Genomic DNA, 16087 nt, shown 5'->3' with positions numbered 1-16087 from the left:
GCCGACACCGTCGACCCCGCCGACGATGCAGCCGACGCCGACGACCCTGTCGCCGCAGCCGACACCGTCGACCCCGCCGACGATGCAGCCGTGGAGGAGGCCGTGGGGGAGGCCGCGGGGGAGGTGCGTTGCGCGTCCGGCACCCGGCGGTCGCGCAGCACCTGGTCGAAGGTGCGGGCCTGGACGGCGTGCAGGCGCGATGCCGTCACCCCGTCACCGGCCAGGCCGGTCGTCATACGGCCGAGGTCGGTCGACGCGCGCCAGGCGGCGAGCAGCAGCGCCTCGTCCTCGGTCGGCTCGCGGGTGGGGATCAGCGGCACGCGAGGGGCGTCGTCCTCCAGCCGGACCCGGCAGGCGGTCAGCAGCGCGAGCGGGGCGAGGGAGGCGGCCGTCAGCAGCGCGCGCCGCGAGGGCACCCCGGCGACGTCGCGCGGGGTGAGCGGGGCGGGCGGGGACGACCGGTCGACCATGGCTGCGATCCTGCCACCCGGACACGGGGCGCGGACGACGTGACACAGCCCGAGAGCACCCGGACGCGTGCTGTCATCCCGCTCGCCCGCTCGATAGAGTTCCAGCAGGGCCGATGGCATAGGGTGTGGACTTTGCCGGGCCCCGCGCACAGACGTGCCGCGGCGCAGGCGCACATCACCGAAAGCGGAGGCAACGATGGTCACCCGGAGCACCGAGCAGGACGTCCGCACGCTGCTGGACCCCGCGCTCGCCGAGCTGGGGCTCATGGTCGAGCAGCTCACCGTGCAGCAGGTGGGCAAGCGCCGCCTCGTGCGACTGACCGTCGACACCGACCTGGTGACCACGCCACCCGCCGACGAGACCACGGCCGTCGAGCCGCTCGACCTGGACCTGGTGGCCGACGCCACCCGACGCGTGAGCGAGCTCCTCGACGAGTCCGAGGTCATGGGCGAGCAGCCCTACGTCCTCGAGGTCGGCTCGCCCGGCGTCGACCGGCTGCTGACCGAGCCGCGACACTTCCGGCGCAACGTCGGTCGGCTCGTCAAGGCCTCGACCCCCGACGGCCAGGTCACCGGGCGCGTCGTCGCCGCCGGCCCCGAGCAGGTCACCCTCGAGGTCACCACCAAGGGTTCGTCGTCGACCCGGCAGCTCGCCTATCCCGACATCGCCCGCGCCCAGGTGCAGGTCGAGTTCACCCGCGCGACCGAGGAGAAGAACTGATGGACATCGACATGGCGGTCCTGCGGATGCTCGCCACCGAGCGCGAGATCCCGCTCGAGGTGCTCGTCAAGACCATGGAGGACGCGATGCTCCTCGCGTACTCCAAGACGGAGGGGGCGGCCCGCCGTGCCCGCGTCGAGCTCGACCGCAAGTCCGGCAAGGTGACGGTCTGGGCCCTCGAGGACCTCGAGCCCGTAGCCGAGGGCGAGCCGCGCCCCGAGCCCAGGGAGTATGACGACACCCCCGCCGACTTCGGGCGGGTCGCCGCCTCGACGGCGCGCCAGGTCATCCACCAGCGCATGCGTGACCTCGAGGACGAGTCCGTGCTCGGCGACTTCCGCGGCAAGGAGGGCGACATCCTGTCCGGCGTCGTCCAGCAGAGCTCCAACCCGCGGGTCGTCCAGGTGGCCCTCGGTGGGGGCGTGGAGGGCGAGCTGCACGTCTCCGAGCAGGTGCCGGGTGAGCGCTACGTCCACGGCGACCGCATCCGCTGCTACTGCGTGAGCGTCAAGCGGGGCAACCGCGGCCCGCAGATCATGTTGTCGCGCACCCACCCCAACCTCGTCCGCAAGCTCTTCGCCCTGGAGGTGCCCGAGATCGCCGACGGCACCGTCGAGATCGCGGCGCTGGCGCGCGAGGCCGGGCACCGCACCAAGATCGCCGTCATCGCCAAGGCCCCCGGCGTCAACGCCAAGGGCGCCTGCATCGGGCCGATGGGAGCCCGCGTCCGCGCGGTCATGACCGAGCTGCACGGCGAGAAGATTGACATCGTCGACTACTCCGACCAGCCCACCGAGTTCGTGGCGTCCGCCCTGTCGCCGTCCCGGGTGCTGTCCGTCGAGGTCGTGGACCCCAAGCTGCGCGCCGCCAAGGTCGTCGTGCCCGACTACCAGCTGTCGCTCGCCATCGGCAAGGAGGGGCAGAACGCCCGCCTCGCCGCCAAGCTGACGGGCTGGCGGATCGACATCCATCCCGACACCCCCGTGGGTGGCCGGCAGGCACCGGCCGACCCGGGCCCCGCCGACGCCGAACCGGGTGCCTGAGGCTCCCGGCCCGCCCGGCGAGCAGGGCTCCCCGCACGGCACGGTGCGACGACACGCCCGGGGACACGGTAGGATGGATCAGTCCGGTCGCACGACCACCACGACCTCGCCCGCCCCGGGTCCCGCCCGAACGTGCGTGGGCTGCCGTGGTGTCGGTGACCGGGCGGCTCTCCTGCGAGTGGTGGCGGAGCCGGACGAGCGTGGATCCCTCCACGTCGTCCCGGACCCGCTGCGACGCAGGCCCGGACGTGGAGCCTGGCTCCACCCGGACCCGGCCTGCCTGGAGCTCGCCGTGCGCCGCAAGGCGTTCGGGCGTGCCCTCCGTGCGGACGTCATGACCGACGTCGCCGCGCTGCGGGCGTGGGTGGAGAGCGAGCACGACCGGCCCTGACGGCACCCGTCGCCGAGGCCGTGACAGCACCGTCCGAGAACCGAAAGCGGGTTTGACGCTATGAGCACCCGATGAGTACTCAGCGATGAGCATGCCCCAGCACTAACGACGGTCCGTGACCGGCGGAGGACCTCTCCGCGCCCGCCCGGACCGAGATCAAGGAGAATTGTGGCTAAGGTCCGGGTCTACGAGCTCGCCAAGGAGCTCGGAGTCGAGAGCAAGGTTCTGCTCGAGCACCTGAAGAACCAGGGAGAGTTCGTCCGCGCGGCGTCCTCCACCATCGAGGCGCCGGTCGTGCGCCGCATCCGGGAGTCCTTCCCGGCCGAGCTCGCCGGCGGTTCCGGCGGCTCCCCCAAGACTGCCGCGGCGGCCCCCAAGCCTGCTGCTGGCACCCCGTCCCGTCCGACGCCGGGACCGGCCAGGAAGGCCGCCGCCCCCGCCGAGGAGAAGCCGGCGGCCCCGGCTGCCCCGTCGTCCGCGCGGGAGACGCCGGCAGCCCCGGAGGCTCCCGCCGCCGACACCCCCGCTCCGGCCAAGGCCGCCCCGAAGGCGCCCGCAGCCGAGGCACCGGCGCCCGCCGCCGCCCCTGCTCCGGCAGCCGCTGGCGCAGCCCCCGGCCCGCGGCCGGCACAGCCTGGTCCCCGACCGGCTGCTCCCGGCCCGCGCCAGCCGCAGACCTCCGGCCGCTCCGGCGGCCAGGGTGGTCAGGGCGGTCGTCCCGGAGCTCCTCGCCCCGGCAACAACCCGTTCGCGTCCTCGCAGGGCATGGGTCAGCGTCCCGAGCGCACCGAGCGTCCGGAGCGCACCGACCGCCCTGAGCGCACCGACCGCCCCGAGCGGACCGACCGTCCCGAGCGGACCGACCGCCCCGAGCGGACCGACCGTCCCGCTCGTGACGGCGGCGCACCTCGTCCCGGCGGGGCTCCGCGCCCCGGTGGTGGTCAGGGCTCGGCCCGTCCCGGCAACAACCCCTTCGCGCCCTCGCAGGGCATGCCTCGCCCCCAGGCGCCGCGTCCCGGTGGCCAGGCCGGCGCTGCCGGTCCTCGTCCGGGTGGCCCGCGTCCCGCGGCGCCTCGTCCCGGCGGCGCCCGTCCCACGCCCGGCGCCATGCCGAGCCGTTCGTCCGTGCCGCGTCCCGGTGAGCGTCCCGCCCGTGGTGGCGGCGGCGGTCGTCCCGGTGCGCCCGGTGGTGGCGGCGGCGGCTTCGGCGCGCGTCCCGGTGGTGGCGGCGGCTTCGCCGGCCGTCCCGGTGGCGGTGGTCGTCCCGGCGGTGGCGCCGGTCGCGGCGGCACCCAGGGTGCCTTCGGTCGCGGCGGCAAGCCCGCCCGCGGACGCAAGAGCAAGCGCGCGAAGCGTCAGGAGTTCGAGCAGATGCAGGCGCCGTCCATCGGTGGCGTCTCGGTGCCCCGTGGCGACGGCTCGACCGTCGTGCGCGTGCGCCGCGGCTCGTCGCTGACGGACTTCGCCGACCGCATCAACGCCAACCCGGCGTCGCTGGTCACCGTGCTGTTCCACCTCGGTGAGATGGCGACGGCGACGCAGTCGCTCGACGAGGACACCTTCAAGGTGCTCGGCTCCGAGCTCGGCTACGACATCCAGGTCGTCTCGCCGGAGGAGGAGGAGCAGGAGCTCTTCGCGTCCTTCAACATCGACCTCGAGGGCGAGGAGTACTCCGACGAGGAGCTCCAGGCCCGTCCGCCGGTCGTGACCGTCATGGGTCACGTCGACCACGGAAAGACCCGCCTGCTGGACGCGATCCGCAACGCCAACGTCATCTCGACCGAGGCCGGCGGCATCACCCAGCACATCGGTGCCTACCAGGTCGCCGTGCAGCACGAGGACCAGGAGCGCAAGCTCACGGTCATCGACACCCCCGGTCACGAGGCCTTCACGGCCATGCGTGCCCGTGGTGCCAAGGTCACCGACATCGCGATCCTCGTCGTGGCCGCGGACGACGGCGTCATGCCGCAGACCATCGAGGCGCTCAACCACGCCCAGGCCGCGGACGTGCCGATCGTGGTCGCCGTCAACAAGATCGACGTCGACGGCGCCAACCCGGCCAAGGTCCGCCAGCAGCTGACCGAGTACAACCTCGTCGCCGAGGAGTACGGCGGCGAGACGATGTTCGTCGACATCTCGGCCAAGCAGGGTCAGAACATCGACCAGCTGCTCGAGGCGGTCCTGCTCACCGCGGACGCCGCCCTCGACCTGCGCGCCAACCCCGAGACCGACGCCCGCGGCGTGGCCATCGAGGCCAACCTCGACCGTGGTCGCGGTGCGACGGCGACCGTCCTCGTCCAGCAGGGCACCCTGCGGGTCGGCGACGCGATCGTCGCCGGATCGGCCCACGGCCGCGTCCGCGCGATGCTCGACGAGCACGGCAAGCAGGTCAAGGAGGCGACCCCGTCGCGTCCCGTCCAGGTGCTCGGACTCGCGTCCGTGCCCCGCGCCGGCGACACCTTCGTCGTCGCGCCGGACGACCGCACCGCCCGGCAGATCGCCGAGAAGCGCGAGGCCGCGGACCGCCAGGCCAGCCTGGCCAAGTCCCGCAAGCGCATCTCCCTCGAGGACCTCAACGAGGCTCTCGCGGCCGGCAAGGTCGAGACGCTCAACCTCATCCTCAAGGGTGACGCGAGCGGTTCGGTCGAGGCGCTGGAGGACGCCCTCCTGCAGATCGACGTGGGCGAGGAGGTCGACCTGCGCATCATCGACCGCGGCGTCGGCGCGATCACGATGAACAACATCAACCTCGCCGTCGCCTCCAACGCGGTCATCATCGGCTTCAACGTCCGCGCCGAGGGCCAGAACGCCGAGTACGCCGACCGCGAGGGCGTCGAGATCCGCTACTACTCGGTCATCTACCAGGCGATCGAGGAGATCGAGGCGGCCCTCAAGGGCATGCTCAAGCCGGAGTTCGAGGAGGTGGAGCTCGGCACCGCCGAGATCCGCGAGATCTTCCGCTCCAGCAAGTTCGGCAACATCGCCGGATCGATCGTCCGCAGCGGCGAGATCAAGCGTGGCGCGAGGGCTCGCATCACGCGCAACGGGGTCGTCGTCTCCGAGAACGTCGAGGTCGCCGGCCTCCGACGCTTCAAGGACGACGTCACCGAGGTGCGCGAGGGCTTCGAGTGCGGCATCAACCTGGGGTCCTACAACGACCTCCAGCTGGGTGACCTCATCGCGACGTACGAGATGCGCGAGAAGCCGCGCGACTGAGCACCTGCGCGTGACGCTGCGAGGGACGAGCGGGCCGGACCTACCATCCGCCGCTCGTCCCTCGCGGCTCCCGGCCTCTGCCTTCATAGTCGGGCGGAGGTTGGGCGGTGGCTGGCGTCGGGCCCTGTCGGGACGGGACGGGCTGGGTCTGGCGGGAGCAGCGAGGCACGAGCTGCGGATGGAAGGCCCGTCCCGACAGGGCCCGACGGACACGAAGGACGACGATGAACTCCTACCTGGCGCTCGTGGCGCCTTCGCACAACCGGGTGTATGCCGATCGGGCGCCCGCCCTCATGGCGGCCGAGCTGCGTTGTGTCGCTGATGCGCTCGTGCCGGACGGCGTCATGGACGTCGCGCCGGTCGAGGTGGCGGGGGTCGACTACCTCGGGTTCGAGACGGCGGCGCCGCTGACCGGCGACCCGCTCCGCGCGGTGTCGGCGCTGTCCGGCATACAGGCCCTGTATCTGCGCGAGGGCGACGAGCACGCTGCCCTGCTGAGGCCGGTCGCGCTGGAACGACCAGACCGGTTCCCGAGCGACCTGGTCACGATCCTGAAGTACCAGGGCAAGACCAACGAGCAGTTCACCCGGCTGCTGCTGACCGTCACCGCCATGGCGACGGCGTGGCCCGAGCGCTACCTCGACGGCACGATGACGGTCCTGGACCCGATGTGCGGTCGCGGCACCACGCTCAGCACCGCCATCACCCTCGGGCTGGACGTCACCGGCATCGACCTGGACGCCAAGGACCTCGAGGCCTACCAGGCCTTCCTCAGCACCTACCTGCGCCAGCACCGGTTCAAGCACAAGCTGACCTCCGGCGCCATCCGCCGCAGCGGCAAGACCCTCGGGCGCCGCTTCGACGTCGAGCTGGCCGCCGACAAGGACGACTACAAGGCGGGACGCGTGCAGCGCGTGACCTACCTGGGAGTCGACACGACCAGGCTGCAGGGCCTGCTGCCCGCCGGGCAGACCAACGTGATCGTCACCGACACGCCCTACGGCGTCCAGCACGGCAGCCACGGCGACCGCCTGGCCCGCAGCCCGCTCGACCTGCTCGACGAGGCGCTGCCCGGGTGGGTCCGGGCGCTGCGCACCGGGGGCGCGGTCGGGCTCGCGATCAACCGGCACGTGGCCCCCCGCGACGACGTGACCGACCTGCTGGGGCGACATGGCCTCACCGTGGTCGACCAGGGTGGTTACGGTGGACTCCGTCACCGCGTCGACGCCTCCATCGACCGCGACATCGTGGTCGCCCGCAAGGGCTGACCCATGCACCACGCCCGTCGGCACCCCCGCCGGCGGCGTCCGACCCATCACGAAGGGGCACTCTCATGGCAGACCCGGCACGCGCCCGCAAGATCGCCGACCGCATCAAGGTCGTCGCGGCCGAGTATCTCGAGTACCGCCTCAAGGACGAGCGCCTCGGCTTCGTCACCATCACCGACGTCCGCGTCACCGGTGACCTGCAGCACGCCTCGATCTTCTACACCGTCTTCGGCTCCGACGAGGAGCGCGAGGGCACCGCCGCCGCCCTGCAGGACAACCTGGGCCGGATCCGGTCCTACGTCGGCAAGGCCCTCGGCATCCGGCTCACCCCGAGCCTGGAGTTCATCGCCGACGCTCTGCCCGAGACGTCCTCCCAGCTCGAGGACGCGCTGCGCAAGGCACGCGAGCGGGACGAGGAGCTGGCCCGCCAGCGCGCGCAGGCCGCCTACGCCGGTGACGCCGACCCCTACAAGAAGCCCGTGGGCGCCGACGACGAGCTGTCCGGGGTGGGCGCGGCACCGACCAACTCCGCCGGCGACGCCACCTCCGCCAGCGACGCCACCTCCGCCGGCGACGCCACCTCCACCAGCGACTCGGACTCGGTGGACGGCTACACGGCCGTGCCCCCGCCCGCGTCCGTCAAGGACGGCGGCGTCGACGCCGAGGAGGCCTCCCAGCTCGAGGACGTGGCCGCGCTGGACCTGGTCGACCAGGAGGAGGGCGCCGCCCAGGGCACCGGGCGTGCCGATGGCTAGGAGCCGTGACGCCGACGGACCCGACGGCCTGCTCGTCGTGGACAAGCCGGCCGGCTGGACCAGCCACGACGTGGTCGGGCGGGTCCGCAGGCTGGCCGGCACCCGCAAGGTCGGTCACGCCGGCACGCTCGACCCCATGGCCACGGGCGTCCTCGTCCTGGGGCTGGGGCGCGGCACCAGGCTGCTGACCTTCCTGGTGGGCTGCGACAAGGCCTACGACGCGACGATCCGCCTGGGCCAGGCGACGGTCACCGACGACGCCGAGGGCGAGGTGACGGCGACCACGCCGGTGGACGGTGTCACCCCCGAGCGCGTGGCGGCCGCGGTGGCCGGGCTCACGGGCGCCATCGAGCAGGTCCCGAGCGCCGTGTCGGCGATCAAGGTCGACGGGCGCCGCTCCTACGCCCGGGTCCGGTCGGGCGAGGACGTCGAGCTGCCCGCGCGCCCGGTCACGGTGTCCCGCTTCGACATCCACGACCAGCGCGTGGCGGGGGAGACGGCATACGACCTGGACGTGAGCGTCGAGGTCTCGTCGGGCACCTATGTGCGCGCCCTGGCGCGCGACCTCGGCTCGGCCCTCGGCGTGGGTGGTCACCTGACCGCGCTGCGCCGCACCCGCGTGGGCGGCTACGCCCTGGACGTGGCGGCGGACCTCAATGGCCTGACGGCGGCGTATGACGCCGCGCGCACCCGCCTCGGGGTGGACCGGCTCGACCGCGCGGACCTGCCCGCCCTGCCGCTGCTGGACCTGGCGACCGCGGCGCGCGCGCAGTTCCCGGCGCACGAGCTCACGGCCGAGGAGGCCACGGCGCTGGGCTACGGCCAGCGGATCGGCTCCGGGGTGCCGGGGGAGGGCGTGGTCGCGGGGTTCGCCCCGGACGGTCGCCTGGTGGCGATGCTGGACGAGACGCGGGCGCAGGCCCGCAGCCTCGTGGTGCTGGCCCCGGCCGAGCCGCGCTGACGACGCGTCACCAGCCGGGCATCAGCGATAGAACGCCGCGATCATCGCTCTCTCGGCTTCGGTGAGGTGGTCGCGCATGATCCGCTCGGCGGCGGCCGGGTCGGCGGCGCGGATCGCGTCCAGGACGTCGGCGTGCGCGGCGTGCTCGCTGTCGGCGGCGATGTAGGTCGCGAGCGGGGGCAGCAGGGCGTGCGCGCGGGTGGTCTCGTCGAACAGGTGCGACAGCGTCGCCTCGGCCCGGCGGTTGCGGGCGGCGGCGGCGATCCGCCGGTGGAACAACGACGCGGCACGGACGGCCTCCGCGTGCTCCGAGGCGGACACCTGCTGCTCCAGGAGGCCCTCGAGGTCGGTGACCAGGGCCGCGGTCACCCCGGCGGCGGCCGCGGCGGCGACCATGGGCTCGACGGCCCGGCGCAGCTCCATGACCTCGCGGATGTCGTGGAAGCCCATGCTGCTGACGGTGTAGCCGCGGCGGGGGATGACGGTGACCCAGCCCTCGACGGCGAGCATCTGCAGGGCCTCGCGGACGGGGGTCTTGGAGACGGAGTACTCCTCGGCGAGGGACTTCTCGAGGAGCAGGTCGCCCGGGTGCACGTCGGTCGCGACGATCCGCGCGCGCAGCTCGTCGCGCAGCCGCTCGGACATGGACTCGTGGGACATGGGGCCATCCTGGCAGATCCACCGGCCGAGAACCCTTGCGGATCTCCGTCATATATCTGCAGTATGTCTATCGACATCCCCGAACCAGGAGCTGACAATGACGTCTGCGCGCTCTGCTGCACCCCCCACCGCCCCGCCGGACCGGCTCACCCCCGGCGCCCGCAAGGCCCTCGTCGCCTCCATGGTGGGCACCCTCATCGAGTGGTACGACTACGCCCTCTACGGCGCCGCCGCGGGCCTGATCATCGGCCCGCTCTTCTTCCCCCAACAGCCTCTCGGCCGCGGGCGACCTGGCCGCCTTCGCGACCTTCGCCGTCGGCTTCCTCTTCCGCCCCCTCGGCGGGCTGATCATCGCCCACATCGGTGACCGCGTCGGGCGCAAGCCCGCCATGATCCTCACGATCGCGCTCATGGGACTCGCCACCGTCGGGATCGGCCTGCTGCCGACCGCGGCCACCCTGGGCATCTGGGCCGCCGTGCTGCTCGTGCTCCTGCGCATCCTGCAGGGCTTCGGGGCCGGCGCCGAGCTCGCGGGCGCCCTGACGGTGGTCGCCGAGTTCGCGCCGCCGCGCCGCCGCGGGTTCTACACCGCCATCGTGCTGTCCGCGCCGCCCGCCGGCACGCTCCTCGCCACCCTGGCCTTCCTCTCCGTGTCGTCGGTGCCCACGGAGACGCTGCTGGGCGGCCTGTGGCGCGTGCCCTTCCTCGTGTCGGCGGTCCTGTTCTTCCTCGCCCTGTGGATCCGCCGCCACATGGACGAGACGCCGGAGTTCGCCGCCGCCCAGCGCCGCCAGGAGCACCAGCGCAAGCAGGCCGTGCCGGCGGCCGAGCTCCTGCGTGGCTCCTGGCGCCAGGTGCTGCTGGCCTTCCTGTCCGTCACCGGGCACAACGCCAACAACTACATCCTCGCGGCGTTCTCGCTCTCCTACCTCACCAAGCAGGCCGGCATGGCCAAGCCCGAGGCGCTCCTCGCGGTCTCGATCGCCTCGCTGTGCGGCGTCCTCGCCTCGCCCGTCGGCGGCCTGATCGGCGACCGGATCGGGGCCGGACGGGCCATGGGGCTCGGCGCCGCGATCGGCGTGCTCTACGCCTACCCGTTGTTCCTGGCGATGCAGACGGGCGACCTGCTGATCGTGACCCTGGCGCTGTGCTTCGGCTACGGCGTGGTGCTGGCGCTGACGTCCGGTGCGCAGGGCGCCTTCCTCACCAACCTGTTCCCCGCCCGCTACCGCTTCTCCGGGGTGGCCGTCGCCCGGGAGCTCAACGGCGCGATCGTCGCGGGCAACACGCCGCTGATCGCGGCGGCGCTCATCTCCGCCGCCCACGGCGGGGTCCACCTGGCGGCCGGGTTCCTCGCGCTGTGCTTCGCCGTCACCCTGCTCGCGGTCCTGCTGGCCCGCGGGTCCGCCGACAACCCCCGGCACCGAGGTCGCCCCGTGAGCCTGCCCACCGATCCACGCCGTATGCCGCGCCGCCTGCCTCGTCCCGCCGAGCTGCGACCGCTGGTGCGCTTCACGGCGCCGAGCCGCGACCTGACCGGCGCCCGCCTCGCCCGGGCCGCCGACGTCGGCGACCTGCGCCGCATCGCCCGGAGGGTCACGCCGAGCGGCCCCTTCGACTACGTGGACGGCGCGGCCAACGGCGAGGAGGGCCTGCGCCGCAACTGGGCGGCCTTCCGCCAGGTCGAGCTGCGCCCGCAGGTGCTGCGGCCGGTGCCCGCGGTGGACCTGTCGGTCGACGTCCTGGGTGGCCGCAGCAGCCTCCCCGTCGGCATCGCCCCCACCGGGTTCACGCGGATGATGCACACCGAGGGCGAGGTCGCCGGCGCCCGGGCCGCGGCGAGGCACGGCGTGCCGTTCGCGCTGTCCACGATGGGCACCACCTCCATCGAGGCGCTCGCGCAGGCGGCGCCGGACACGCGGCGATGGTTCCAGCTCTACCTCTGGAAGGACCGGCGCGAGGACTGCCTCGAGCTCGTGCAGCGGGCCCGCGCGGCGTCATACGACACCCTCCTGGTGACCGTGGACACCGCCACCGGCGGGCTCCGGCACCGGGATGCCCGCAACGGGATGACGATCCCGCCCACGCTGACCTGGCGGACCGTCCTCGACGCGTCCTACCGCCCCCGGTGGTGGTGGGACTTCCTCACCACCGAGCCGCTGACCTTCGCGTCCCTGACGGACATCACGACCGCCACGTCCGCCGTGATCGGCTCGATGTTCGACCCCACCCTGGGCCTCGAGGACCTCGACTGGATCCGGTCGGCGTGGCCGGGATCGTTGGTGGTCAAGGGGATCCAGTCCGCCGACGATGCCCGCATGGTCGTGGACCGGGGCGCCGACGCGGTCTATCTCTCCAACCACGGCGGTCGTCAGCTGGACCGGCCACCGGTGCCGCTGCGCGAGCTCCCGTCGGTGCGGGCGGCCCTCGGGCCCGACGTCCCGATCATCCTCGACTCGGGGATCACCTCGGGCGCCGACGTGCTCGCGGCGCTGGCGCTCGGCGCCGACTTCACCATGATCGGCCGGGCCTACCTCTACGGCCTCATGGCCGGGGGAGAGCGCGGCGTGGACCGGCTGCTCGAGCTGCTCACCCGCGAGATGGCCACGACCATGCAGCTGCTCGGGGTGGGCTCGGTGTCCGAGCTCGGACCCGAGCACGTCCGCCTCGACTGGCTCGAGCAGCGCTGAGGCTCGGCCGGGCTCCCGCCCGACGGGCTCCCAGGCTCGACCGGCGCCACGGCGCCGAACAGGGGAGAGTGTGAGATGCGTCCTTCCTTTTCGCGACGCGAACAGGCACACTCGCCCGAAAGCTACTCGTGGGTCACCCCGCACCCATCCCTCGACGTGGAGGAGAAGACATGCCCCTGCTGTCCGCCAAGGACGAGAAGGTCGACTGGCCGGTCATCGACAACCGCATGGAGAGCGTCGCGCACGTCTTCCGTGACCGGGCCGCCAAGACCCCGGACGGAGCCGGCTTCCAGTACTTCCGCGGCGACGAGCTGCAGACGCTGACCTGGCGTCAGGTCAAGGACCGGGCCTACGACCTCGCGGCCGGGCTCATCGTGCTCGGCGTCCAGCACGAGGACCGGGTCGCCGTCGCCTCGACCACCCGGCTGGAGTGGGCCCTGGCCGACCTGGCCATCATGTGCAGCGGCACCGCCACCAGCACCGTCTATCCGACGACCATCGCCAGCGAGGTGGCGTTCATCATCGCCGACTCCGGCAGCCGGGTCGTCTTCGCCGAGGACGACACCCAGGTCGCCAAGGTGCGCGAGCAGCGCGACCAGCTCCCCGACGTGATGAAGGTCGTGACCTTCGACGGGACCCCGGACGGCGACTGGGTCATCACGCTCGACGACCTCGCCGAGCTGGGCCGGACGGCACTCGCCGAGGACCCGCAGCTGGTCGACCGCCGCATCGACGGCATCTCGCGCGAGCACGTCGCGACCCTCATCTACACCTCCGGCACGACCGGCCGTCCCAAGGGTGCGATCCTCACCCACGACTGCATCGTCTACGAGGGCGCCGCGGTCGACGCGGTCCAGCTCGTGACCCAGGACGACCTGCAGTACCTCTGGCTGCCGCTCTCGCACGTCATGGGCAAGCTGCTGCTGGCGCTGTCCTTCCAGGTGGGCTTCCCCACCTGCATCGACGGCCGCATCGACAAGATCGTCGAGAACATGGAGATCGTGAAGCCCACCTTCATGGGTGCGGCGCCGCGGATCTTCGAGAAGGCCTACGCCCGCATCAGCACGGTCCTCATGGAGGGTCCGCCGCAGAAGGTCAAGATCGCCACGTGGGCCCTCAAGGTCGGCCGCCAGGTGGCCGAGCTGAAGGAGCGGGGCGAGTCGATCCCCGTCCCGCTGCAGCTGCAGCACCAGCTCGCGGACCGTCTGGTGCTCAGCAAGGTTCGCGCGCGCTTCGGCGGCCGGATCAAGTCCATGGTCTCCGGCTCGGCCAAGCTCGACCCGGAGATCGCGCGCTGGTTCGCCGCGTGCGGACTGCTCATCACCGAGGGCTACGGCCTGTCCGAGACGAGCTCCGCCTCCTCGGTCAACCGTCCCAACCCCGGGAGCTACAGCTTCGGGACGGTGGGGTGGCCCGTGCCGGGCACGCAGTTCAAGACCGCCGAGGACGGCGAGATCCTGATGAAGGGGCCGGGCGTCATGCGCGGCTACCACAACGCCCCCGAGCTGACCGAGCAGGTCTTCACCGACGGGTGGTTCCACACCGGCGACATCGGCGAGATCGACGACCGCGGCTTCATCCGCATCACGGACCGCAAGAAGGACGTCTTCAAGACCTCTGGCGGCAAGTACGTCGCGCCCTCGCAGATCGAGATCCAGTTCAAGGGCCTGTGCCCCTACGCCAGCCAGTTCATCGTCTACGGCAGCGAGCGCAACTACGTCACCGCCCTGATCGCGCTGGACGAGGTCATGATCATGCCCTGGGCCCAGGAGCACGGTCTGGCCGGCAGGTCCTATGCCGAGGTGGTCGCCTCTCCCGAGGCCGAGCAGCTGATCCAGGGGTATGTCGACCAGCTCAACAGCGGGCTCAACCGCTGGGAGATGGTCAAGCGGTTCTCGATCCTGCCTCGCGACCTCACCGTGGAGGACGGGGAGCTGACCCCGAGCCTCAAGCTCAAGCGCAAGGTGGTCTCCGACCGCTTCGCCGACCACATCGAGCGCAACTACAGCGCCTGAGGTCATCACCGCCGCCCAGCGGCCGGGCGAGCCCTCGTGGCTCGCCCGGCCGTTCGCCGTCCCCGCCCGCGTGCGGGTTCTGCGCTGGGAGCGCGGGGTTCGCACGGTGCGGGTGGACGCGCCTGAGAGCATGGGGCCATGTACGTCCCCGCGCACTTCGCCATGACCGACGACCAGGTGCGCGAGCTCCTGCGCACCTGCGAGATGGGCGAGCTGGTCACCCATGGCGAGGACGGGCTGCACGCCACCCCGCTGCCGTGGCTGTATGACGAGCAGGCCGGGCCGCTCGGCACGCTGGTCGCCCACGTCGCCCGCACGAATCCCCAGTGGCAGCATGTGAATCCGCAGGTGGGGTCAGGGGCGGTGGCGCGTTCGTCCGAGGCCATGGTGATGCTGCGCGGCCCTGACCACTACGTGAGCCCGGGCTGGTTGCCGTCCAAGGCCGAGCACGGTCGGGTCGTCCCGACGTGGGACTACCTGACGGTGCACGCCTACGGACCGCTCGTGGCCGTCGACGACCCGGATCGGGTGCGTGACGCGGTGACGCGGCTGACGGCGCGCCACGAGACCGGGCGCCCGGAGCCGTGGACGCCGGACGAGGCGCCCGCCCCGTGGCTCGAGGGGCAGCTCCGGGCCATCGTGCGCATCGAGGTGCCGATCACGCGGTGGGTCGCCAAGGCGAAGATGTCGCAGAACAAGACGCCCGCCGACGTGGAGGCCGAGATCGCCGCGCTGCGTGGGTCGGGGAGGCAGGAGGCGGCGGCATACAAGCAGGCTGTCTCCCTGCCCGCGGCGCAGCGACGGGCGCAGGTGCTGGCCGACGTGGGCCGGCGCCGTCGCCCGGGAGACTAGAGTTGGGACGTGCATCGATGGAATGACCTGTCCCAGATCCCCGCGGACCTCGGCCCGACGGTCGTGACGCTGGGCAACTTCGACGGCGTCCACCGGGGGCACAAGGCGGTCCTGCAGGCGGTCCTGCAGCTGGCGTCCGAGCGCGGCGCGCAGACGGTCGCGGTGACCTTCGACCCCCACCCGGTCGCGGTGCTGCACCCGGAGCGCGCGCCCGCCCCCGTCACGTCCCTCGAGCACCGCCTCGACCTGATCGAGCACGTCGGTCTCGACGCGGTCCTCGTGGAGGAGTTCACGCACGAGCTGGCGCTGATGTCGCCCGAGGACTACGTCCGCACCGTCTTCGTCGACGCCCTGCACGCGTGCGCCGTAGTCGTCGGCGAGGACACCCGCTTCGGCCACAAGAACTCCGGCGACGCCGCGACGCTGCGCGAGCTCGGCGCCCGCTACGGCTTCGAGGTGATGACCGTCGCCGACCTGGGGGAGGGCCAGCGCTGGTCCTCGAGCCTGGTGCGGCAGCGGCTGGGCGACGGCGACGTCGCCGGGGCGGCCGCGGTGCTGGGGCGCCCGCACCGTGTGATGGGCACCGTCGTGCACGGCGACCACCGCGGCCGCGAGCTCGGCTACCCGACCGCCAACCTGAGCCAGGACGCGCAGGGGATGATCCCCGCGGACGGCGTGTATGCCGGGTGGCTGACCCGGGTCGCCCTGGATGACGACGACCAGGAGCGCGTGCTGCCCGCCGCGATCTCGGTGGGCACCAACCCGACCTTCGAGGGCACGCAGCGACGGGTCGAGGCCTATGTCCTGGACCGCACCGACCTCGACCTCTATGGCGACCAGGTGGCGGTCGAGTTCGTCGAGCGGCTGCGCCCCACGCTCAAGTTCGACTCGGTCGAGGAGCTCCTGGCGGTCATGTCGGACGACGTCGCGCGCTGCCGCGAGGTGCTCTCGTCGATCGTGCCGGCCTGACCTCGCCTGCTGCGCGCGACGGCGTGGCGCGACGTGCTTCGTCCTGGCACCGCTACCGGTGAGTAGGTAGGGTCTG

The 16087-nt window shown here is 72.5% G+C and carries 13 protein-coding genes; 11 read left to right on the top strand and 2 right to left on the bottom strand.

Features of this window, described 5'->3' with window-relative positions; translation table 11 throughout:
• The coding region (locus B2P18_RS12180) for a hypothetical protein (protein ID WP_286960050.1) at positions 1-470 on the bottom strand (470 nt) is incomplete at its 3' end.
• A gap of 196 nt (positions 471-666) precedes the next feature.
• Between B2P18_RS12180 and rimP the strand changes: the two genes are divergently transcribed.
• From rimP to truB, 7 genes are all read left to right on the top strand, one after another.
• Entirely contained in the window at positions 667-1191 is a 525-nt protein-coding gene (gene rimP, locus B2P18_RS12175; RefSeq protein WP_019284245.1) for a ribosome maturation factor RimP, read from the top strand.
• Complete coding sequence (gene nusA, locus B2P18_RS12170; protein WP_029211215.1) at positions 1191-2234, top strand: transcription termination factor NusA; 1044 nt, start codon at positions 1191-1193, stop codon at positions 2232-2234. The genes rimP and nusA overlap by 1 nt, the downstream gene beginning before the upstream one ends.
• Positions 2235-2307: 73 nt before the next feature.
• The gene (locus B2P18_RS12165) at positions 2308-2625 is read left to right on the top strand and encodes a YlxR family protein (protein ID WP_051274059.1); all 318 of its coding nucleotides are present in this window, start codon (positions 2308-2310) and stop codon (positions 2623-2625) included.
• A 168-nt stretch (positions 2626-2793) separates the two neighbouring features.
• Entirely contained in the window at positions 2794-5841 is a 3048-nt protein-coding gene (infB, locus tag B2P18_RS12160; protein WP_286960043.1) for a translation initiation factor IF-2, read from the top strand.
• 224 nt (positions 5842-6065) lie between these two features.
• Positions 6066-7109 (top strand): TRM11 family SAM-dependent methyltransferase, encoded by a 1044-nt coding sequence (locus B2P18_RS12155; RefSeq protein WP_286960041.1) that lies wholly within the window; start codon positions 6066-6068, stop codon positions 7107-7109.
• Between the two features lie 65 nt (positions 7110-7174).
• Positions 7175-7864, top strand: a complete 690-nt coding sequence (rbfA, locus tag B2P18_RS18930; RefSeq protein WP_376783698.1) for a 30S ribosome-binding factor RbfA — start codon at positions 7175-7177, stop codon at positions 7862-7864.
• Positions 7857-8825, top strand: a complete 969-nt coding sequence (gene truB / locus B2P18_RS12145) for a tRNA pseudouridine(55) synthase TruB (RefSeq protein WP_286960039.1) — start codon at positions 7857-7859, stop codon at positions 8823-8825. The genes rbfA and truB overlap by 8 nt, the downstream gene beginning before the upstream one ends.
• Positions 8826-8846: 21 nt before the next feature.
• On the opposite strand, the gene B2P18_RS12140 is transcribed toward truB, so the two are convergent.
• Positions 8847-9485 (bottom strand): GntR family transcriptional regulator, encoded by a 639-nt coding sequence (locus B2P18_RS12140; RefSeq protein WP_286960032.1) that lies wholly within the window; start codon positions 9483-9485, stop codon positions 8847-8849.
• 290 nt (positions 9486-9775) lie between these two features.
• Here B2P18_RS12140 and B2P18_RS18765 point away from each other — a divergent pair, with 290 nt between their 5' ends.
• The 4 genes from B2P18_RS18765 to B2P18_RS12115 all read left to right on the top strand — a co-directional run bounded on the left by B2P18_RS18765 (position 9776) and on the right by B2P18_RS12115 (position 16011).
• The gene (locus tag B2P18_RS18765) at positions 9776-12175 is read left to right on the top strand and encodes an MFS transporter (protein WP_349677484.1); all 2400 of its coding nucleotides are present in this window, start codon (positions 9776-9778) and stop codon (positions 12173-12175) included.
• Positions 12176-12345: 170 nt separating this feature from the next.
• Positions 12346-14190, top strand: a complete 1845-nt coding sequence (locus tag B2P18_RS12125; RefSeq protein ID WP_029211224.1) for an AMP-dependent synthetase/ligase — start codon at positions 12346-12348, stop codon at positions 14188-14190.
• A 138-nt stretch (positions 14191-14328) separates the two neighbouring features.
• Positions 14329-15042, top strand: a complete 714-nt coding sequence (locus tag B2P18_RS12120) for an FMN-binding negative transcriptional regulator (RefSeq protein ID WP_286960028.1) — start codon at positions 14329-14331, stop codon at positions 15040-15042.
• Positions 15043-15051: 9 nt separating this feature from the next.
• Positions 15052-16011 carry a bifunctional riboflavin kinase/FAD synthetase gene (locus B2P18_RS12115; RefSeq protein ID WP_286960024.1) on the top strand — a complete coding sequence of 320 codons (960 nt, stop codon included), beginning with the start codon at positions 15052-15054 and terminating at the stop codon, positions 16009-16011.
• Positions 16012-16087 lie beyond the last annotated feature (76 nt).

The organism is Arsenicicoccus sp. UBA2120 (assembly GCF_002330965.1).
Classification (GTDB): domain Bacteria; phylum Actinomycetota; class Actinomycetes; order Actinomycetales; family Dermatophilaceae; genus Arsenicicoccus; species Arsenicicoccus bolidensis.
This window is presented reverse-complemented; position numbering and strand designations above follow the sequence as displayed.